Consider the following 20,998-nt stretch of genomic DNA (forward strand, 5'->3'; position numbering starts at 1 on the left):
GATTTAATTTAAGCACCCGAACTTATATCAGATAATTGGCACGTCGATTTTATTAGCGCTCAGTATAATCAGCGTCATCATGTCACACACTGGAGGGTTGCTCAATTTTAACCTTGCTCAAAAAGAATAATTTGAGCATATGCACATACGCCTGGGCGCTAATGCACAGTTCTTGCAATAGACAGCCGCACCAGACGGGAGATCACAATAATAAGTGATGCAGATCACATTTTATTATTTAAACTCCTGACATCCTTATTTCAGCAAATGAGATTTTTATTTCTGATATTAATTACAGAATAAAGAATGGTTCCTCTTTTTATTGAGTAATGCATCGTACAGTTAGCTGGAGATTACTTAACAATGTCCGACATTGAAATTAGACAGCAACCGCCAGGGGCGTTTTATATTAAGGTACACGACACGGATAATGTCGCGATCATCGTTAATGACAATGGCTTAAAAGCGGGAACCCGTTTTCCGGATGGACTTGAGCTGATTGAGCATATTCCGCAAGGCCATAAAGTGGCACTGGTGGATATTCCCCATCACGGTGAGATTGTGCGTTACGGCGAAGTGATTGGTTACGCTGTACGCGACATTGCACGCGGTAGCTGGATTGATGAATCCACCGTTGAACTACCAAAAGCGCCGCCGCTGAATACGCTGCCGCTGGCGACCAAAGTCCCTGAGCCGCTGCCGCCGCTGGAAGGTTACACCTTTGAAGGCTACCGCAATGCGGACGGCAGCGTCGGCACTAAAAATCTGCTGGGCATCACCACCAGCGTGCATTGCGTGGCGGGCGTTGTCGATTATGTCGTGAAGATTATCGAACGCGATCTGCTGCCGAAGTACCCGAATGTGGACGGCGTCGTCGGTCTGAACCATCTCTATGGCTGCGGCGTGGCGATTAACGCACCGGCTGCGGTGATCCCCATTCGTACTATCCATAACCTCGCGCTGAACCCGAACTTTGGCGGTGAAGTGATGGTGATTGGTCTCGGTTGCGAAAAATTACAGCCGGAACGTCTGCTGCAGGGCACTGAAGATGTGCAGGCCATTGCGGTCGACAGCGCCAGCATTGTGCGTTTGCAGGATGAGCATCACGTGGGTTTCCGCTCAATGGTGGACGACATTCTGCAGGTGGCTGAACGCCACCTGGTGAAGCTGAATCAGCGCAAACGTGAAACCTGCCCGGCCTCCGAACTGGTTGTCGGCATGCAGTGCGGCGGCAGCGATGCGTTCTCCGGCGTTACCGCTAACCCGGCGGTTGGCTTTGCATCTGACCTGATTATTCGCTGCGGCGGCACGGTAATGTTCTCGGAAGTGACCGAAGTGCGCGACGCGATCCACTTACTGACCCCGCGCGCCATTAACGAAGAAGTGGGCAAACGTCTGCTGGAAGAGATGGCCTGGTACGATAACTATCTCGATATGGGCAAAACCGACCGCAGCGCCAACCCCTCTCCGGGGAACAAAAAAGGCGGCCTGGCGAACGTGGTCGAGAAAGCGCTGGGGTCAATTGCGAAATCCGGTAAGAGCGCCATTTCTGAAGTGCTCTCTCCCGGCCAACGCCCGACCAAACGCGGCCTGATTTACGCAGCAACGCCGGCGAGCGACTTCGTCTGCGGTACGCAGCAGGTCTCTTCCGGGATTACCGTACAGGTCTTTACCACCGGTCGCGGTACGCCTTACGGCCTGGTTGCGGTGCCGGTGATTAAGATGGCAACACGTACCGAGCTGGCGAACCGCTGGTATGACTTAATGGATATCAACGCCGGGACGATCGCCACGGGCGAAGAGACGATTGAAGATGTGGGCTGGAAACTGTTCCACTTCATCCTGGATGTCGCCAGCGGCCGTAAGAAAACCTTCTCGGATCAATGGGGCCTGCACAACCAACTGGCGGTGTTTAACCCGGCTCCGGTGACCTGATTTTTATAAGAAAAGTAAACCTCACTTTTTAAGCATGGCGCAGGCCATGCTTTTTTTTCGTTCGGTTTGTCGCTCAGCCGTTCTGCTGTTCCAGCGCGTATTTATACAACGCGTTTTTCTTCACGCCGTGGATTTCCGCCGCCAGCGCGGCCGCTTTTTTCAGCGGCAGCTCGGTTTGCAGTAACACCAGCGTGCGTAACGCATCGGCGGGTAACTCATCTTCCTGCGCCTTGTGCCCTTCGACGATCAGTACCATCTCGCCTTTGCGGCGGTTCTCATCCTCTTTAACCCATGCCAGCAGCTCGCCCACCGGCGCCCCGTGAATGGTTTCCCAGGTTTTGGTCAGCTCGCGCGCCAGTACCACATAGCGGGATTCCCCCCATACGGCGACCATATCTTCCAGGCTTTCCAGCAGACGGTGAGTGGATTCATAAAAAATGAGCGTACGGCTTTCGGTTTCCAGCCCTTTGAGCGTATCGCGACGCCCTTTCGATTTGGCGGGCAGAAAACCTTCGTAACAGAAACGATCCGATGGCAGCCCGGCGGCGCTTAACGCGGCGATGGCCGCACACGGCCCCGGCAACGGCACCACGCGGATACCGGCCTCGCGGCAGGTACGCACCAGATGGTAGCCCGGATCGTTAATCAGCGGCGTTCCGGCGTCGGAAACCAGCGCAATGTTCTGCCCCTCTTTTAATTTCGCCACCAGCGTTTCGGCTTTTTGCTGCTCATTATGGTCGTGCAGCGCAAACAAACGGGCATTAATGGCGAAGTGCTGGAGCAGTAAACCGGTGTGGCGGGTATCTTCAGCGGCAATTAAATCAACGGCTTGTAACACGTTAAGCGCGCGCTGCGTAATATCAGCCAAATTCCCGATAGGAGTAGGTACAATATAGAGCTGACCTTGAGAATTCTCCGCCGATTCGTGTTGTTTCATTGTTTCATCCGTATTGCCGATTTAATATTGAGCATTGCGTAAAAATTATCACTGGATACAGTATGCTACCGTCAAGATTTCTACGTTCGAAAGCCACGCGCTGCCTGCCTGTGGTGCTCGCCGCCCTGCTGTTTGCAGGCTGCGGCACGCAATCGACAGACCAGAGCGCCTCGCATATGCAGGGCGAAGCGCAGGCCGATTCTGGCTATTACCTGCAGCAGATGCAGCAAAGCACAGATGATAGCAAGACCAACTGGCAATTACTCGCCATTCGTGCACTGCTGAAAGAGGGAAAAACCCAGCAGGCCGGCGAACTGCTTGCCCAGTTGCCGCAGGATCTGAGCGATAATCAGCGCAAAGAACGCACGTTGCTCGCTGCCGAAATGAAACTGGCGCAGAAGGATTTTGCCGGTGCGAAAGCGCAACTCAACGAACTCGATCCCGCCGATCTTGAGCAGAACCAGCAAGCGCGTTACTGGCAAATTGGCATTTCCGCCTCGCAAGGCAAGCCTTCTCTGACGCTGCTGCGCGCGCTCATTGCCCAGCAGCCGCTGTTGAGTAAACCGGAAGAGAAGCAGAAAAACATCGACGCCACCTGGCAAGCGCTGGCCTCTATGACGCAAGATCAGGCCAGAGCGCTGGTGATCAACGCCGATGAAGTGACGCTGCAAGGCTGGCTCGACCTGCAACGCATGTGGTTCGACAACCGCAACGACCCTAATATGCTGAAAGCTGGCATTACCGACTGGCAAACGCGCTACCCGCAAAACCCGGCGGCGAAAATGTTGCCTGGCCAGTTGTCGAACTTGCAAAACTTTAAACCAGCAGCAACCAACAAAATCGCGCTGCTGTTGCCGTTAAATGGCCAGGCGGCTGTGTTTAGCCGCGCTATTCAGCAGGGTTTTGAAGCGGCGAAAAACGGCATTGCCCCGGTTTCCGGCCCGGCTGTTCCGCAGCAAGTTGCCCAGGCCGCGACCGCAGCCGTTGTCAGCCCGGCAGACGCGAATGTGAATGACCTGACCAACGCCCCGGCGCAGCAAAATGCAGCTGCACCGAATGCTCAACAAGCGCAAGCACCGGATAGCGCAGCACAAAGTGACGCAGCAACAACGAATTCCGCCGCCACTGCTCAGCAAGATCCGGCAGCCACAACGCCCGCTCAGCCGACCGACGCTAATGCAACTCAACCGGTCGCTGCACCTGCCGTGGCAGGCACACCGGCGAATCCTGGCGCTGAGCTGAAAGTTTACGATACCAGTGCGCAACCGATGGATCAGATCCTCAACCAGGTTCAGCAGGATGGCGCCAGCATCGTGGTCGGCCCGCTGCTCAAAAACAATGTTGAAGAGCTGATGCGCAGCAACACGTCGCTGAACGTGCTGGCGCTCAACCAGCCGGAGCATGTCGAAAACCGCGCCAACATTTGCTACTTCGCCCTCTCGCCAGAGGATGAAGCCCACGATGCCGCACGCCATATCTTTGAGCAGGGTCGTCATGCGCCGCTGCTGCTGGTGCCACGCAGCGCATTGGGTGAACGCGTCAGCACCGCGTTTGCCGATGAGTGGAAAAAACTGGGCGGCGGCGTTGTGTTAGCGCAAAAATTTGGTTCCACCGCTGAACTGCGCATGGGGCTGAACGGTCGCTCTGGCATCGCGCTGACCGGTAGCCCGGTTGCTTCCAGCCTGCCACAGCAGCCAGGCGTGACGGTTGGCGGTCTGAATATTCCGGCGCCGCCGACGGATGCGCAAATTAGCGGTAGCGGCAGCGTTGACGCGGTGTATATCGTCGCCACGCAGGATGAAATCGCACTGATTAAACCGATGATTACTCTGCGTACCGGCAGCCAGAGCGGTGTGATGCTGTACGCCAGCTCACGCAGTGCGCAGGGCGGCGCAGGCCCGGATTTCCGGCTTGAAATGGAAGGCCTGCAATTCAACGAAATCCCGATGCTTGCCGGCGCAAATCCGTCGCTGATGCAGCAAGCGCTGAAAAGCGTGAATAACGACTACTCGCTGGCGCGTCTGTACGCGATGGGCGCGGATGCCTGGTCGCTGGCGAATAACTTCTCGCAAATGCGTCAGGTGCCGGGTTTTGAGCTGAACGGCAATACCGGCGATTTAACTGCTACACAGGACTGCGTGATCAACAGGAAGTTGTCATGGCTCAAATACCAACAGGGGCAAATCGTCCCGGCGAATTAAGCCGTAAGCAGACCGGCGACGTGTGGGAAGCGAAAGCGCGTCGTCTGCTGGAAAGCAAAGGACTGCATTTTATCGCCGCCAATGTGCGCGAGCGCGGCGGCGAAATCGATCTGATAATGCGACACGGCAAGACCACCGTGTTTATTGAAGTGCGCTACCGAAAATCGGCGCGTTTTGGCGGTGCGGCAAGCAGCGTCACCCGCGCCAAGCAAGCCAAACTGCTGCATACCGCGCGTTTATGGCTGGCCCGGCACAATGGGAGTTTTGACACTGTGGATTGCCGGTTTGATGTGGTAGCCTTCACCGAAAATGATGTTGAGTGGATAGCCAACGCCTTTAACGACCACTCATGATTGGCTCAATGATAGGGATTACCGTGCTCGAACGAATTAAAGTCTGCTTTACGGAAAGCATTCAAACCCAAATTGCGGCGGCGGAAGCGCTACCTGATGCCATTTCCCGAGCAGCCATGACGATGGTTCACTCCCTGCTGAATGGCAACAAAATCCTCTGTTGTGGCAACGGGACATCTGCCGCCAACGCACAGCATTTTGCTGCCAGCATGATCAACCGTTTTGAAACAGAACGTCCTAGTTTACCTGCCATTGCACTTAATACCGATAATGTGGTCTTAACCGCGATAGCAAATGACCGTCTGCATGATGAAATTTATGCCAAGCAGGTTCGGGCGCTCGGCCATACCGGCGATATTTTATTAGCCATCTCAACGCGTGGTAACAGTCGCGATATCGTTAAAGCCGTCGAAGCGGCGGTGACGCGCGATATGTCGATCATTGCGTTGACGGGCTACGACGGTGGCGAGCTGGCGGGTCTGCTGGGGCCGCAGGATGTCGAAATTCGTATTCCTTCCCACCGCAGCGCGCGCATCCAGGAAATGCACATGCTAACGGTAAATTGCTTATGCGATCTGATTGATAACACGCTTTTTCCTCACCAGGATGATTAAGGAGTACACATGAAGGCATTTACGCCCCTCGCAGTCCTTATTTCCGCGCTGCTGTTACAGGGTTGTGTTGGCGCAGTGGTGGTAGGTTCCGCAGCCGTGGGCACAAAAGCCGCGACGGATCCGCGAACCGTTGGCACCCAGGTGGATGACAGCACGCTGGAACTACGCGTGAATAGCGCGCTGTCGAAAGACGAACAAATTAAGAAAGAAGCGCGTGTTAACGTCACCGCCTACCAGGGGAAAGTGCTGCTGACAGGCCAGGCGCCGAATACCGATCTCTCTTCGCGGGCAAAACAGATTGCCGTTGGTGTGGAAGGGACAACCGAAGTCTTCAACGAGATCCGCCAGGGTCAGCCGATTGGTCTGGGTACGGCCTCTTCCGATACCTGGATCACCACCAAAGTGCGCTCGCAGTTGCTGAGCAGCGACCAAGTGAAATCGTCAAACGTGAAAGTGACGACGGAAAACGGCGAAGTGTTCCTGATGGGGCTGGTCACCGAGCGTGAAGGCCGCGCCGCCGCAGATATCGCCAGCCGCGTAAGCGGGGTGAAACACGTGACCACCGCCTTTACCCTGCTTAAATAAAACCGCAGTCATGAAAAAGCCCGGTCAAAACCGGGCTTTTTTTCGCGCAGTAGTAGGCTTACAGCAGCGCAATAGTTCCGGTTATCATCCCGCACAGTGCCACCAGGCCGCCGGTCAGCCACAGGGCTTTCGCCGGGAAAGATTTACGCAGCATAACGAGCGATGGCAGGCTAACCGCCGGCAGCGTAATCAGCAGCGCCAGGGCAGGCGCCATGCCCATCCCCGCCAGCATCATGGTTTGTACAATGGGAATTTCTGCCGCCGTGGGGATAACAAACAGGCAACCGACAATCGCCATCGCAATCACCCACAGCAATGTGTTATCCACCGCGCCATCTGCATGCGGGAACAGCCAGACGCGCGCCGCACCGAGAACCAGCACCGCGAGGATATAGACCGGAATGGTGCTCCAGAACAGTTGCCATAACGCTTTGCCCCAGCGCGCCATAAAGCTGCCCTGCGGCTCTGGCAAGGTGATCTCCACCGGCTCAGCCTGTTGCGGGCTATCTTTCACCAGCATCTGTACCAGCGTTGCCACGCCGAGCACGGTGACCAGACCGGCAACCAGGCGGATTGCGGCGAAATGCCAGCCAAGCACAAACCCCATAAACACCAGCGTTGCCGGGTTCAGCAGCGGGTTGCCCATCCAGAACGCCAGCGCACCGCCCATCGAAACGCGCTGACGCCGCATGCCCGCCGCCACCGGCGCCGCACAGCAGGAGCACATCATGCCAGGCAGAGAAAATAACGTACCAAACAGGGTGCCGCTAAAGCGTTTTTGCCCCAGCGTGCGCAGCAACCAGTCGCGCGGGATAAGCACCTGAATCAACGAACCGAGCAGCACGCCGAGTACGGCGGCTTTCCAGACGGCGAGAAAATAGACCATGGCATAATCAAGCGCCGCCTGAAACGGGCTGGAGTCGGCCTGGGAAAGAATGGATTTACCGATGCTGTGTGTCTCGGCGGCGGTGAATGCTTTGCCGTAATAAGGCTGCCATTTCACGTACCAAAGACCAATGATAACAACAAGAAAGAACAGAGCGGGTTTCCACCATTGAACAGGTGTTGCCGCCTGAGGTGAAGACTGACCAGTCATAACATTCCCCGGGGATATATTTATAAGCCCGAGAATAGTACGCCGTGATAACTATTTTGCCAATGTGCTATCCGCTGCGATCGCCCGTAGCTGCGCGGATTTCACTACCCGGACAGGCTGGCTCGCAGGCAAAAATGCCAGCGCCAGCATTGCGCGGGCAACGTCGTGGGCGGAAATCGACTTCCAGTTGCCCGGCAACAGGCGGAAAAGCGGTGCCAGCAACGATTCATTGACCCGTTTTTTCTCCCGATCCCCCAGCAGCATTGACGGGCGGACGATGGTCAGCGACGGCCACTGTTGCGCCATCAACGCGTTTTCCATCTCACCTTTTACGTGATTGTAGAAAAACGGCGAGCGCGCGTTTGCTCCCATTGAACTGACCACCAGCATTTGCGTGGCGCCAAGGCGCAGGCCGGTGATTGCCGTGTCCACCACCAGCGTGTAATCAGCAAGCACAAATGCCTCTTTGCTACCCGCCTCACGCCGGGTTGTACCGAGGCAACAAAAAACCGTATCGACCGGTTCCGTGACCAGTGCCAGCGCGTCACTGAGCTGAGGATCGTGCGGGTTCGCAACACCAGAGATGCCCTGCAACGGTCGGCGAGTCGGCGCCGTGATCGCGTCAATGCGCGGGTCGCTGTTCAGCAACCGCAACAGATGCCCGCCAACCAGACCGGTGGCACCGGTGATTAATACACGTTGCATCGCTTCCCCCTTTGCAGATGAATCTGTGTTGCAATGTCAGCCTGCTGAACCAGGCTTAGTGTGCTGGTGAGTTATCAGTATGCATAACTCCCTTTCTGAAGCCAAAACAACGGAGGAAGTATGAGCAAGAAAATTGCTGTCTTGATCACCGACGAGTTTGAAGATTCAGAATTCACCTCTCCGGCCCATGAATTCCGCAAGGCCGGTCATGAGGTTATTACGATTGAGAAACAGGCCGGGAAAACCATTCACGGCAAAAAGGGCGAAGCGGAAGTGGTAATTGATAAAGCCATTGATGAAGTGCGCCCGGCAGACTTTGACGCGCTGCTGCTGCCGGGGGGACACTCGCCTGACTATCTGCGCGGCGACGATCGTTTTGTCACCTTCACGCGCGATTTCATCAGCACTGGCAAGCCGGTCTTCGCCATTTGCCACGGTCCGCAGTTGCTGATCAGCGCCGATGCGATACGCGGGCGTAAGCTCACGGCGGTGAAACCGATTGTGGTGGATGTGAAAAACGCCGGGGGTGAGTTCTACGACCAGGAAGTGGTGGTCGATAAAGATCAGCTGGTTACCAGCCGTACTCCCGATGATTTGCCCGCATTTAATCGTGAAGCGCTGCGCTTATTGGGTGCCTGAGTCGCGGATCCAGTGCAGTTTTTTACCAAAACCCAGCGTGTTATCGGTGAACTTCAGTTCGTGAAGACGAATTTCCCACATCGGGGCAGATAATACGCGGGCGACCGGAAAGCGACGATTGTACTTCGCACGCAACGTCGCACTCTCTTCGCTGTCGAGGCGGCGGATCTCGCCGGTGAACTGCACGCCGCGAATCAGCGCCACGGTTTTTGGCTGGCCGTTTACCGTGCCTGCTACCTGCGCTTTCAAACCCGTCATCTGTGAATGGCGGGTTTGATCCTCGCTCAGGATATAAAACGCGACCGCTTGCGGATCATAAAAATAGAACGCGTTCGCACACCATAACTCTCCCCGATTCGCCACACACCACGTGACAACATGCTGCTTCGCTAGCCAGCGATTAATGGCTGCTAGAGTCTCCATTTTTTCCCTTCCCCATGTTATTTTTCTTTCACATTAACATACTGAACATCGTCATGACGCCCTGGTTTCTTTACCTTATTCGCACCGCTGACAACATGCTCTACACCGGTATTACCACCGATGTCGCACGGCGTTTTACCCAGCATCAATCCGGGAAAGGCGCAAAAGCGTTACGGGGAAAAGGCGCGCTGGCACTGGCTTTTTCAGCCGAGGTGGGGGAAAGGTCGCTGGCACTGCGGCTGGAGTACCGCATTAAGCAGTTAACCAAGCGCCAGAAAGAGCGCCTCGTCGCCGGGGATGGCTCGTTCGAGGCGCTGCGGGAAAGCCTGTTATCTGTGTCCGTTAAAAACGATTGAAATGATCGCTGTATTCGACCAGACCACTGACGCCATTGAACGCGTCATCCGCCAGACGATGAACTAAAAACGCGTCATGGCTTTCTGGCCAGCGGCAGCGCAAATCATACTGCGCCGCCTTCTCAAACCCGAGACGGCTATAAAACACGGGATCACCTAAAGTGACCACCGCCGCATAACCAAACTCGTTGAGTGAATCCAGCCCTTCATACACTAACTGACGCGCAATACCCTGCCCGCGGTACTGCTCATCAACGGCCAGCGGCGCAAGCCCGACCCATTGCAGCTCTTCACCGGCGACCGAAACCGGGCTAAACGCCACGTAGCCAATGACCTGACCTTCGTCATCGGTCGCAACAAATCCCAGCGTGATCAGCCCGTCTTCGCGCAGATCGTGCACCAGCGTCGCTTCCGCTTCGCCGTCAAAACTACGGCGCAGCAGCGCGTCGATACCGGGAGCATCAATGGGAATTTCAACTCTAATCAGCATGGCTCACCTACAGAAGGTTGTGTCGTTGCAGGCGGCGCTTGCAGGCCAGCCTCAACAAATTCCGCCAGCTGCAGCAGCATCACCCGCAGGGGTTTTGGCATCTGCTCCAGCTCAATGGCGTCCATCAGGTTTTTCACGTACAGCCCAAGTTCCGTATCGCCTTCAATCACCAGACGGCGCTGGAAAAACAGCGTATCGGGATCCTGCTTACGCGCAGCAATCATCAGCAAATCGCTGGCGTCCGCGCTGAAGCTGACATCCGCATCGGCAGATTCACGTACAATCATCTGCCCATCTGCAACAGAGGTATACCACGTCAGGCCAATATCCCGAACCTGGATACTTAACCAGCGGCCTTCCAGAAACTCAAGTTCTCCGTCCGCCAGCGCCTGTTGGAATTGCCAACGCAGCACCTGCTCCAGCACCTGACGTTTGATGGCAAAAGGCGTCAGCTTAACCGGCACGCTCAGTAACGACGGGCCAACGTGAACAAGACGTGAGCGCAATTTATCCAACACGAGCTTTACTCCCTGAAATGATAATGACTGCTATTTTGCCACAATCGCCAAATGGCATAGCGGCACAAATCAACAATTACGAATAAACAGCCGGGGATTATTGGCGCCATCAATACGCATTTAACTGCCTCAAATCAAAAATTGTCGCTGACAGGTTAACTAAAATCCCAGTTCATTAACAACTTAGCGACCCCACGGGGTACATCCGGGCCATAGCGCCCCTGATTGCAGGATACACTATGGAGTTGCTCTGCCCTGCCGGAAACCTTCCGGCGCTGAAGGCGGCCATCGAAAACGGCGCCGACGCTGTGTATATCGGCCTGAAAGATGATACCAACGCCCGCCATTTCGCCGGTCTTAATTTTACCGAGAAGAAGCTGCAGGAAGCGGTCAGCTTTGTTCATCAACACCGCCGCAAGCTGCATATCGCCATTAACACATTTGCGCATCCTGATGGTTATCAACGCTGGGAGCGCGCCGTTGATATGGCGGCGCAGATTGGCGCTGACGCGCTGATCCTGGCGGATTTAGCGATGCTGGAATATGCAGCCGAGCGCTATCCGCATATTGAGCGCCACGTCTCCGTCCAGGCTTCCGCGACCAACGAAGAGGCGATTCGTTTTTACCATCGCCACTTTGACGTGGCGCGCGTGGTGCTGCCGCGCGTGTTATCGATTCACCAGGTCAAGCAACTGGCGCGCGTCACGCCGGTGCCGCTGGAAGTGTTCGCTTTTGGCAGCCTGTGCATTATGGCGGAAGGTCGCTGCTATCTCTCTTCTTACCTGACTGGCGAATCGCCCAATACCGTGGGCGCCTGTTCTCCGGCGCGTTTTGTGCGCTGGCAGCAAACACCGCAGGGGCTGGAGTCCCGTCTTAACGAAGTGCTGATTGATCGCTATCAGGATGGCGAAAACGCCGGTTATCCGACCTTATGCAAAGGCCGCTATCTGGTGGATGGCGAGCGCTATCACGCGCTGGAAGAACCCACCAGCCTCAACACGCTGGAGCTGCTGCCAGAGCTGCTGGCCGCCAATATTGCCTCGGTAAAAATCGAGGGGCGTCAGCGTAGCCCCGCCTATGTCAGCCAGGTGGCAAAAGTATGGCGTCAGGCAATCGACCGTTGTATGGCCTCGCCGCAAGATTTTGTGCCGCAATCGGCCTGGATGGAAACGCTGGGGTCGATGTCGGAAGGCACCCAAACCACCCTCGGCGCGTATCACCGCAAATGGCAGTAGGAAAACCATGAAATATTCATTAGGGCCGGTGCTTTACTACTGGCCAAAAGAGACGCTGGAAGATTTTTACCGCCAGGCCGCCACCAGCCACGCCGATGTGATTTACCTTGGCGAAGCCGTCTGCAGCAAGCGCCGCGCCACCAAAGTGGGCGACTGGCTGGATATGGCCAAACAACTGGCGGGCAGCGGCAAGCAGGTTGTGCTTTCCACGCTGGCGCTGGTGCAGGCCTCTTCCGAATTAAACGAACTAAAACGTTACGTTGATAACGGCGAGTTTTTACTCGAAGCCAGCGACCTGGGCGTGGTGAATATGTGCGCCGAGCGCAAGCTGCCGTTTGTCGCCGGGCATGCGCTCAACTGCTACAACGCGGTGGCGCTGCGTTTACTGCTCAAGCAAGGCATGGTGCGCTGGTGCATGCCGGTTGAGCTTTCACGCGACTGGCTGAAAAACTTACTCGATCAGTGTGATTCCCTCGGTATTCGTCAGCAATTTGAAGTGGAAGTGCTGAGCTACGGTCATCTGCCACTGGCTTACTCCGCGCGCTGCTTTACCGCCCGCTCCGAAGACAGACCCAAAGATGAGTGCGAAACCTGCTGCATTAAATACCCGAACGGACGCAGCATCCTTTCGCAAGAGAATCAGCAAGTCTTTGTGCTCAACGGTATCCAGACGATGAGCGGCTATGTTTACAACCTTGGCAATGAACTGGTCTCAATGAATGGCCTTGTGGATATGGTGCGCCTGTCGCCGATGGGTAACGAGACGTTTGCCATGCTTGACGCGTTTAAGGCTAATGAAACGGGTAATGCGCCGCTATCACTGGCCTCTAATAGCGATTGCAACGGCTACTGGCGCAGGCTGCCGGGTCTGGCTTTACAGCAGTAATAAAAGCTCACTTTGTTAACAAGAATTGTCACAAGTTAATGCAGTATGAAAGTTGCAGCTTTTCTGGCCGGGAGCGGCACATTGCGCCAGGCTGGAAGAAGACCTTCAATCTGATGACAATGCTGTAGCAAAGTGAGTGTGTATGTCTGATAAAACGATCCCTTTTTCGGTGCTTGATCTTGCGCCGATCCCGCAAAACTCCAGCGCCCGCGAGGCGTTCGCTCATTCGCTGGATCTGGCGAAACGGGCCGAACAGCGCGGTTATCATCGCTACTGGCTGGCAGAACACCACAATATGACCGGTATCGCCAGCGCGGCGACCTCCGTATTGATTGGCTATCTGGCGGCGAATACGCAAACTCTGCATTTGGGTTCCGGCGGCGTGATGCTGCCAAACCATTCACCGCTGGTGATTGCCGAGCAGTTCGGCACATTGAATACGCTCTACCCCGGGCGTATCGATCTCGGGCTTGGCCGCGCGCCAGGCAGCGACCAGCGCACCATGATGGCGCTGCGCCGCCATATGAGCGGTGATATCGACAATTTCCCGCGAGATGTCGCTGAACTGGTGGACTGGTTTGATGCCCGCGATCCAAACCCGCACGTACGACCGGTCCCGGGCTACGGTGAAAAAATCCCCGTCTGGCTGCTGGGCTCAAGCCTGTATAGCGCGCAACTGGCCGCAAAGCTGGGCTTACCGTTTGCCTTTGCTTCGCACTTCGCGCCGGATATGTTGTTCCAGGCGTTACATCTTTATCGCACCAACTTTACGCCTTCGGCGCGGCTGGAAAAACCGTACGCGATGGTGTGCATCAATATTGTCGCAGCCGACAGCAATCGCGATGCGGAATTCCTGTTTACCTCTATGCAGCAGGCATTTGTGAAATTGCGCCGTGGTGAAAGCGCGCAGTTGCCACCACCGATCCCCAATATGGATCAGTTCTGGTCACCGTCGGAACAATACGGCGTACAGCAGGCGTTGAGTATGTCGCTGGTGGGTGATAAAGCGAAAGTGCGCCACGGGCTGGAGTCGATTCTGCGGGAAACGGACGCCGATGAAATTATGGTCAACGGGCAGATTTTTGATCACCAGGCGCGGCTCTACTCGTTTGAGCTGGCGATGCAGGTGAAAGAAGAACTGCTCGGCTAGCGCAGAGATTCTCCTCTCCCATAAGGGAGAGGAGAGAAATAATTACTGGTAAACAGGTAGCAAATTAAAGCTGGAAAGCAGATGCACGACCGCGTTGCCGATGCCAAACAGCAGGATCAATACGATCATCGGCTTGCCACCCCACACGCGAAATGCCGGACTGCCAAAGCGCTTACGCGACGCATTTGCCAGCAATGCCGGAACAATCGCCGCCCATATCGTTGCTGCCAGACCCGCATAACCAATTGCATACAAAAAGCCGTTCGGCCACAGTAAGCCACCCACAATCGGCGGCAAAAAGGTCAGCAGTGCGGTTTTAAAACGTCCCAGCGGGGAATCATCAAACTTGAACAAGTCCGCCAGGTAGTCAAACAGCCCCAACGTCACGCCGAGGAAGGAACTGGCGACTGCAAAGTTTGAGAAGACAACCAGCAACAGATCCAGACTGCGGCTATTCAGCACGCCGCTCAGCGCCTGCACCAGCACATCGATATTCCCGCCTTTGGCCGCGATCTCAATAAACGCCGGACGCGGGATGTTGCCCATGGTAACCAGCAACCAAATCACATATAACCCCAGCGCCAGCAGCGTGCCGTAGACCAGGCAACGAATAATGGTACGCGGATCTTTGCCGTAGTATTTCATCAGGCTCGGCACATTGCCGTGGTAGCCAAACGAGGCCAGACAGAAGGGCAGCGTCATCAACAGATAAGGCGTGTACGAAGCATCGCTCTGAGCAACGTTAAATAAGGTTGCTGGCTCGACATGCCCCAACAGGCTGCCAAAAGTGAGAAAGAAGGTGATGACCTTCGCACCCAGTACAATCGCCGTCATTCGGCTGACAGCGTGTGTCGAGAGCCAGACGATAAATGCCACCAACAGCGCAAAGGCAAGCCCGGCCAGACGCGGCGGAACATCCAGCGACATTTCCGCAAAGGTGTGGTGCAAGATAGAGCCGCTTGCCGAAATGTAGGCGTAAGTCAGGATATAGAGCACGAAAGCAATCGAGATACCGTTAACCAGGTTCCAGCCTTTTCCCAGCAAATCTTTGGTGATGGTATCGAAGCTCGCGCCGCTCCGGTAATTCAGGTTGGCTTCAAGGATCATCAGCCCGGAGTGCAACATGCAAAACCAGGTAAAAACGAGCGCCAGCAATGACCAGAAAAACCACGCGCCGGACATCACCACCGGCAGTGAAAACATGCCTGCGCCAATGATCGTGCCGCCAATAATCACTACCCCGCCGAACAGCGAAGGGGAAGCTTGTGTGGTTGTCAGTGTCGACATCTGAATGATTCTCCTGTGGTGAGCAATGCCAGTAGTTCAGGCTGCTGCATTGTACCAGTACAGGAGTACATTACGGATAAAAAAAGCCCCAATCTTTTCGATCGGGGCTGTATCTATTTCTTTACAGACTGTAACGCAAACTATGCGTCGTTACGGCGACGCGGAGCGCTATCGTCACGATCGCGGCGCGGTGCACGACGTTCGCCACCGAAACTACGACCTTCCTGACGCTCACCGCTGAAACGACGGCCTTCACCACGACCACCTTCACGGCGTTCACCACCGAAACCGCCGCGACGCTCACCGCCACCACGACGTTCGCTACGCTCACGCGGCTGTGCATCGCCCAGCAGCTGCATATTCATCGGCTTGTTCAGAATACGCGTGCGAGTGAAGTGCTGCAGAACTTCGCCCGGCATGCCTTTCGGCAGCTCAATGGTAGAGTGAGTACCAAACAGTTTGATGTTACCAATGTAACGGCTGCTGATATCACCTTCGTTCGCGATAGCACCAACGATATGGCGTACTTCAACACCATCATCGCGGCCCACTTCGATACGATACAGTTCCATTTCACCAACATCCCGACGTTCACGACGCGGACGATCTTCGCCACCACGTTCGCCACGCGGACCACGATCGTTACGATCGCCACGGCGTTCGAAACGGTCATCACGATCGCGGAACTCACGCTTAGGACGCATCGGTGCATCCGGCGGCAGGATCAGCGGACGTTCGCCCTGAGCCATTTTCAGCAGTGCAGCGGCCAGCGTTTCAATATCCATCTCTTCTTCAGCAGAAGGCTGGATTTTTGCCAGCAGCGCGCGGTACTGATCCAGATCGCTGCTTTCCAGCTGCTGCTGAACTTTAGCGGCGAATTTTTCCAGACGGCGTTTGCCCAGCAGCTCTGCGTTCGGCAGTTCCACTTCCGGAATGGTCAGTTTCATCGTACGTTCGATGTTACGCAGCAGACGACGCTCGCGGTTCTCAACGAACAGCAGTGCACGGCCCGCACGACCCGCACGACCGGTACGACCGATACGGTGAACGTAGGATTCAGAATCCATCGGAATGTCGTAGTTAACAACCAGGCTGATGCGCTCAACGTCCAGACCACGTGCTGCAACGTCAGTTGCAATCAGGATATCCAGACGACCGTCTTTCAGGCGCTCCAGTGTCTGCTCACGCAGTGCCTGGTTCATGTCACCGTTCAGTGCGGCGCTGTTATAGCCACTGCGTTCCAGCGCTTCAGCCACTTCCAGCGTTGCGTTTTTGGTACGAACGAAGATGATCGCCGCATCAAAATCTTCCGCTTCCAGGAAGCGAACCAGCGCTTCGTTTTTACGCATGCCGTATGCAGTCCAGTAGCTCTGGCTGATGTCCGGACGAGTCGTCACGCTGGATTGAATGCGCACTTCCTGCGGCTCTTTCATAAAGCGGCGAGTAATGCGACGGATTGCTTCCGGCATGGTGGCAGAGAACAGAGCGGTCTGATGACCTTCCGGGATCTGCGCCATGATGGTTTCTACGTCTTCGATAAAGCCCATGCGCAGCATTTCGTCGGCTTCATCCAGCACCAGACCGCTCAGTTTAGAGAGATCCAGCGTGCCGCGTTTCAGGTGATCCAACAGACGACCCGGCGTACCGACGACGATCTGTGGCCCCTGGCGAAGAGCGCGTAATTGCACGTCATAACGCTGGCCGCCGTACAGGGCTACCACGCTTACACCGCGCATATGTTTAGAGAAATCGGTCATTGCTTCAGCAACCTGAACCGCCAGTTCGCGGGTCGGAGCGAGCACAAGGATCTGCGGCGCACGCAGGTCCGGATCGATGTTGTTCAGCAGCGGCAGAGAAAACGCTGCAGTTTTACCGCTACCAGTCTGGGCCATGCCCAGCACGTCACGACCGTTCAGCAGGTGCGGGATGCACTCAGCCTGGATCGGAGATGGTTTTTCGTAACCGAGATCGTTAAGGGCTTCAAGGATGGGAGCCTTCAGGCCCAGATCTGCAAAAGTGGTTTCGAATTCAGCCATGTAGTACAAGTGCCTCTATGTCATTGGCGGCCAGTCTACATAACTCATCGTGAAAAAAATTAGCAATTTTCATTGAAAAGTGTGAACCGGCTCAAAGTAGGTTAATTAACGAACAATGAAGCCCTCACCCGCGAAGGTGATGGCAATCAAAAAAGATTACGGGCTGATATGTTCGTCAGCTATTGCTGGTCCGATTCTGCCAGGTCGTCATGCTCCTGGCCCAAGAGCGCTAATTCCAACAATGCGTAACGATGCTCAACAAAATTATGGACGTTGTTGGCAACCGCTAGTTTGAACAGTGCCGTGGCGCTGTCCTTATCCCCCAGACTTAGGTAGTACTTACCTAAATAGAAGTTGGTTTCACTGAGATGCTCAGCGAGCGAGGTGTTATCCGTTGCGTCTGCCTTCAGGCGATCCATTAGCGTTGCTTCGCTAATGTCGCCGAGGTAGAACTCGACAATGTTCCATCCCCACTGTTCCTTGTCCGATTTTTCGAAGCGCTGCTTCAGTGCTTCTTTAGCCTGCTTCTCATTAAGCTTCCGCTCAACGATGTAAAGCCACAGACTCCGGAAAGGATCATTAGGATCGTCTTGATAAAACGCCAGCAGATCATCTTGCGCTAACTTGTCGCGACCGCCGTAATGCAGTGCGATCCCGCGATTCAAGTGCGCGTAGTTGTAAGTTGGATCAAGCTCAAGTACAGAATCAAACGCTTCATAGGCAGCATCAAAATTGCCTGCCTGCGTTAAATAAATGCCTAAGTAATTGAATACTTCCGGCATATCGGGTCGGATTGCCAGCGCTTGCGAGAAATCATTTCGCGCTAAGGCTCTCAAACCGAGGCTATCATACAACACTCCGCGCTCATATAAAAGCTGTGCGCGTTCGTCATCGGTTAAAGCCCGACTGGCAAGAATTTGTTCCATGCGTGCCAGAATCACTTCTTGCTGCAAAGTCGGTTGCAATGGCACCGCGAGGACTTCACTTTTACGCCAGGCAGAGTTGCTGCATCCTGCCAGCGTTAAAGCTGTCGCAACGAAACACCAGCGCAAAAAAGGCTTCATTTCCCACTCCCGAAGACAACAATTGGATGAACGTCCTGTCCCCCGGCTGCAAACATGGCGTCCTGCCTGCTAATAAGCCCTCCGCTATCGCGGAGGGCAAAAACAACCTTACTCGCCCTGCTCTGCTTGCGGCGCTTCCGACGCTTCTACAGGCTGAGTCTGCTCAGTCGCTTCTTTAATGCTCAGACGAATACGGCCCTGACGGTCAACTTCCAGAACTTTAACCGGCACTTCCTGGCCCATCTGCAGATAATCGGTCACTTTCTCAACGCGTTTGTCCGCGATCTGAGAAATATGAACCAGACCTTCTTTACCGCCGCCGATGGCAACAAATGCGCCAAAGTCAACGATGCGGGTCACTTTACCGCTATAGACACGGCCCACTTCGATCTCAGCCGTGATCTCTTCAATACGGCGAATAGCATGTTTCGCTTTGTCGCCGTCAGTAGCTGCGATTTTCACGGTACCATCATCTTCGATTTCGATGGTGGTGCCGGTTTCTTCGGTCAGTGCACGAATGACGGAGCCGCCTTTACCGATCACGTCTTTGATCTTATCTGGATTAATTTTGATGGTATGGATACGCGGCGCAAATTCAGAGATATCACCACGCGGCGCGTTAATCGCCTGCTCCATTACACCCAGAATATGCAGACGAGCACCTTTCGCCTGGTTCAGCGCAACCTGCATGATCTCTTTGGTGATACCTTCAATTTTGATATCCATCTGCAGCGCAGAGATACCGTCGCGGGAACCCGCTACTTTGAAGTCCATATCGCCCAGGTGATCTTCGTCGCCCAGGATGTCGGACAGAACAACAAAGTTGTCGCCTTCTTTCACCAGACCCATTGCGATACCCGCAACGGCGGCTTTCACCGGTACGCCTGCGTCCATCAGCGCCAGAGATGCGCCACAAACGGAAGCCATAGAAGAAGAGCCGTTCGATTCGGTGATTTCAGAAACCACACGTACGGTGTACGGGAATTTATCAGCATCCGGCATTACTGCCAGCACGCCGCGTTTAGCCAGACGGCCGTGACCAATTTCACGACGTTTCGGCGAACCAACCATCCCGGTTTCCCCTACGGAGTACGGAGGGAAGTTGTAATGGAACAGGAAAGAGTCAGTGCGCTCGCCCATCAGCTCGTCGATGATCTGCGCGTCACGCGCGGTACCCAGAGTTGCAGTAACCAGCGCCTGAGTTTCGCCACGGGTAAACAGTGCGGAACCATGGGTGCGAGGCAGAACACCGGTACGAACGTCCAGACCACGGATCATATCTTTTTCGCGGCCATCGATACGCGGTTCGCCTGCCAGTACGCGGCTACGAACAACGTTTTTCTCGATAGCGTGCAGGATTTCACCCAGCTCATTGGCATCCAGGGTTTCATCTTCTGCCACCAGCGTTGCGATGGTTTCGGATTTGATCACGTCAACCTGAGCATAACGCTCTTGTTTGTCAGTGATGCGATACGCATCGCTCAAACGTGATTCTGCCAGTGCAGCAACGCGCGCGTTCAGCGCTTCGTTCACCGCTTCCGGCTGCCAGTCCCAACGCGGTTTGCCTGCTTCTTTTACCAGCTCGTTGATGTTCTGGATAACAATCTGCTGCTGGTCGTGGCCAAACACCACAGCGCCCAGCATCTGATCTTCGCTCAGCAATTCCGCTTCAGATTCAACCATCAGAACCGCGGCTTCAGTACCGGCTACGACCAGGTCCAGCTTACTTGCTTTCAGCTCTTCCTGAGTTGGGTTCAGAACGTACTGGTCGTTGATATAACCAACACGCGCGGCGCCAATCGGGCCATTGAACGGGATACCAGACAGTGAAAGCGCGGCGGAAGCACCGATCATGGCTACGATATCCGGGTTAACCTGCGGGTTAACGGAAACCACGGTAGCGATAACCTGCACTTCGTTCACGAACCCTTCCGGGAACAGCGGGCGAACCGGGCGGTCAATCAGACGCGCGATCAGCGTTTCGCCTTCGCTCGGACGGCCTTCACGACGGAAGAAACCGCCAGGGATTTTACCTGCAGCGTACGTACGCTCTTGATAGTTAACGGTCAGCGGGAAGAAATCCTGACCTGGTTTTGCTTTTTTCTGGCCAACAACGGTCACGAATACTGCGGTGTCATCCATGCTTACCATAACGGCAGCAGTCGCCTGACGCGCCATCATGCCGGTTTCCAGCGTGACGGTATGTTGACCATACTGGAATTTACGAACGATCGGATTCAGCAAAGTTCTGTCCTTTCTTAATGAAAGTCAGCACACCTTTGGCATGCTGACAATTTAACCGAATCTTCATGCATCCTCGCGACTAATGACAACCCTAACCCGCCCATTGCGGATAAAGCCTCTCATTAGCCGCGCGAACCTCTGCAGTGAAGATCATACCTGGCAACAATACATTAGTTTACTGCCAATTGCTGCCGCCTGGTTGAAAAAAGGGGCCTTGTAGGCCCCTTCTTGAAACTCGCCAGAC

20 protein-coding genes are annotated in these 20,998 nt (G+C 55.0%); 10 read left to right on the plus strand and 10 right to left on the minus strand.

Annotated features, from left to right (window positions below):
* The first annotated feature begins 363 nt into the window (after positions 1-363).
* Positions 364-1,935 (plus strand): galactarate dehydratase, encoded by a 1,572-nt coding sequence (gene garD / locus AAIG26_RS15580; RefSeq protein ID WP_343180917.1) that lies wholly within the window; start codon positions 364-366, stop codon positions 1,933-1,935.
* A gap of 73 nt (positions 1,936-2,008) precedes the next feature.
* Here the strand turns inward: garD and rsmI are convergent, their stop codons facing one another.
* The gene (rsmI, locus tag AAIG26_RS15585; protein ID WP_045513193.1) at positions 2,009-2,872 is read right to left on the minus strand and encodes a 16S rRNA (cytidine(1402)-2'-O)-methyltransferase; all 864 of its coding nucleotides are present in this window, start codon (positions 2,870-2,872) and stop codon (positions 2,009-2,011) included.
* Positions 2,873-2,934: 62 nt separating this feature from the next.
* Here rsmI and AAIG26_RS15590 point away from each other — a divergent pair, with 62 nt between their 5' ends.
* The 4 genes from AAIG26_RS15590 to dolP are packed head-to-tail and all read left to right on the plus strand — an operon-like array spanning position 2,935 to position 6,625.
* The gene (locus tag AAIG26_RS15590) at positions 2,935-5,073 is read left to right on the plus strand and encodes a penicillin-binding protein activator (RefSeq protein WP_343180918.1); all 2,139 of its coding nucleotides are present in this window, start codon (positions 2,935-2,937) and stop codon (positions 5,071-5,073) included.
* Positions 5,031-5,426: a YraN family protein gene (locus AAIG26_RS15595; RefSeq protein ID WP_020455399.1), complete on the plus strand. Its 396-nt coding sequence runs from the start codon at positions 5,031-5,033 to the stop codon at positions 5,424-5,426. Before AAIG26_RS15590 ends, AAIG26_RS15595 begins: the two co-directional genes overlap by 43 nt.
* 23 nt (positions 5,427-5,449) lie before the next feature.
* Positions 5,450-6,040, plus strand: a complete 591-nt coding sequence (diaA, locus tag AAIG26_RS15600) for a DnaA initiator-associating protein DiaA (protein WP_040016590.1) — start codon at positions 5,450-5,452, stop codon at positions 6,038-6,040.
* Between the two features lie 9 nt (positions 6,041-6,049).
* On the plus strand, positions 6,050-6,625 hold the full coding sequence (gene dolP / locus AAIG26_RS15605) for a division/outer membrane stress-associated lipid-binding lipoprotein (RefSeq protein WP_017457372.1): 576 nt from the start codon (positions 6,050-6,052) through the stop codon (positions 6,623-6,625).
* Between the two features lie 58 nt (positions 6,626-6,683).
* On the opposite strand, the gene AAIG26_RS15610 is transcribed toward dolP, so the two are convergent.
* Both AAIG26_RS15610 and AAIG26_RS15615 read right to left on the minus strand, forming a co-directional pair.
* A complete protein-coding gene (locus AAIG26_RS15610; RefSeq protein WP_020455400.1) occupies positions 6,684-7,721 on the minus strand; it encodes a permease in 1,038 nt (345 codons plus the stop codon).
* 51 nt (positions 7,722-7,772) lie between these two features.
* Positions 7,773-8,426 (minus strand): NAD(P)H-binding protein, encoded by a 654-nt coding sequence (locus tag AAIG26_RS15615; protein ID WP_045513199.1) that lies wholly within the window; start codon positions 8,424-8,426, stop codon positions 7,773-7,775.
* Between the two features lie 120 nt (positions 8,427-8,546).
* Here AAIG26_RS15615 and AAIG26_RS15620 point away from each other — a divergent pair, with 120 nt between their 5' ends.
* Positions 8,547-9,065, plus strand: a complete 519-nt coding sequence (locus tag AAIG26_RS15620; protein ID WP_020455402.1) for a type 1 glutamine amidotransferase — start codon at positions 8,547-8,549, stop codon at positions 9,063-9,065.
* Here the strand turns inward: AAIG26_RS15620 and AAIG26_RS15625 are convergent.
* The gene (locus tag AAIG26_RS15625) at positions 9,051-9,488 is read right to left on the minus strand and encodes a YhbP family protein (protein ID WP_020455403.1); all 438 of its coding nucleotides are present in this window, start codon (positions 9,486-9,488) and stop codon (positions 9,051-9,053) included. The genes AAIG26_RS15620 and AAIG26_RS15625 overlap by 15 nt on opposite strands.
* A 53-nt stretch (positions 9,489-9,541) precedes the next feature.
* On the opposite strand from AAIG26_RS15625, the gene AAIG26_RS15630 reads away from it, so the two are divergent.
* The gene (locus AAIG26_RS15630; protein WP_044489495.1) at positions 9,542-9,844 is read left to right on the plus strand and encodes a GIY-YIG nuclease family protein; all 303 of its coding nucleotides are present in this window, start codon (positions 9,542-9,544) and stop codon (positions 9,842-9,844) included.
* On the opposite strand, the gene AAIG26_RS15635 is transcribed toward AAIG26_RS15630, so the two are convergent.
* Positions 9,831-10,334, minus strand: coding sequence for an N-acetyltransferase (locus AAIG26_RS15635; RefSeq protein ID WP_343180919.1), 504 nt, complete (start codon positions 10,332-10,334; stop codon positions 9,831-9,833). The genes AAIG26_RS15630 and AAIG26_RS15635 overlap by 14 nt on opposite strands.
* A complete protein-coding gene (locus tag AAIG26_RS15640; protein ID WP_020455406.1) occupies positions 10,328-10,852 on the minus strand; it encodes an SCP2 domain-containing protein in 525 nt (174 codons plus the stop codon). The genes AAIG26_RS15635 and AAIG26_RS15640 overlap by 7 nt, the downstream gene beginning before the upstream one ends.
* A gap of 239 nt (positions 10,853-11,091) precedes the next feature.
* Between AAIG26_RS15640 and AAIG26_RS15645 the strand changes: the two genes are divergently transcribed.
* The 3 genes from AAIG26_RS15645 (at position 11,092) to AAIG26_RS15655 (ending at position 14,123) form a co-directional block, all read left to right on the plus strand.
* On the plus strand, positions 11,092-12,087 hold the full coding sequence (locus AAIG26_RS15645) for a peptidase U32 family protein (protein ID WP_020455407.1): 996 nt from the start codon (positions 11,092-11,094) through the stop codon (positions 12,085-12,087).
* A 7-nt stretch (positions 12,088-12,094) separates the two neighbouring features.
* Complete coding sequence (locus tag AAIG26_RS15650; RefSeq protein ID WP_343180920.1) at positions 12,095-12,973, plus strand: U32 family peptidase; 879 nt, start codon at positions 12,095-12,097, stop codon at positions 12,971-12,973.
* Positions 12,974-13,115: 142 nt separating this feature from the next.
* Entirely contained in the window at positions 13,116-14,123 is a 1,008-nt protein-coding gene (locus tag AAIG26_RS15655) for a luciferase-like monooxygenase (protein ID WP_343180921.1), read from the plus strand.
* 42 nt (positions 14,124-14,165) lie between these two features.
* Here AAIG26_RS15655 and mtr read toward each other — a convergent pair whose 3' ends face one another.
* The 4 genes from mtr to pnp form a co-directional block, all read right to left on the minus strand.
* Positions 14,166-15,410, minus strand: a complete 1,245-nt coding sequence (mtr, locus tag AAIG26_RS15660) for a tryptophan permease (RefSeq protein ID WP_020455410.1) — start codon at positions 15,408-15,410, stop codon at positions 14,166-14,168.
* Positions 15,411-15,550: 140 nt separating this feature from the next.
* A complete protein-coding gene (locus tag AAIG26_RS15665; RefSeq protein ID WP_045513214.1) occupies positions 15,551-17,446 on the minus strand; it encodes a DEAD/DEAH family ATP-dependent RNA helicase in 1,896 nt (631 codons plus the stop codon).
* A gap of 179 nt (positions 17,447-17,625) precedes the next feature.
* Complete coding sequence (nlpI, locus tag AAIG26_RS15670; RefSeq protein ID WP_020455412.1) at positions 17,626-18,510, minus strand: lipoprotein NlpI; 885 nt, start codon at positions 18,508-18,510, stop codon at positions 17,626-17,628.
* Positions 18,511-18,618: 108 nt separating this feature from the next.
* Positions 18,619-20,754, minus strand: a complete 2,136-nt coding sequence (gene pnp, locus AAIG26_RS15675; RefSeq protein WP_020455413.1) for a polyribonucleotide nucleotidyltransferase — start codon at positions 20,752-20,754, stop codon at positions 18,619-18,621.
* Between the last annotated feature and the right edge of the window lie 244 nt (positions 20,755-20,998).

This window comes from Kosakonia sp. PSU_27 (assembly GCF_039409795.1).
GTDB lineage: Bacteria > Pseudomonadota > Gammaproteobacteria > Enterobacterales > Enterobacteriaceae > Kosakonia.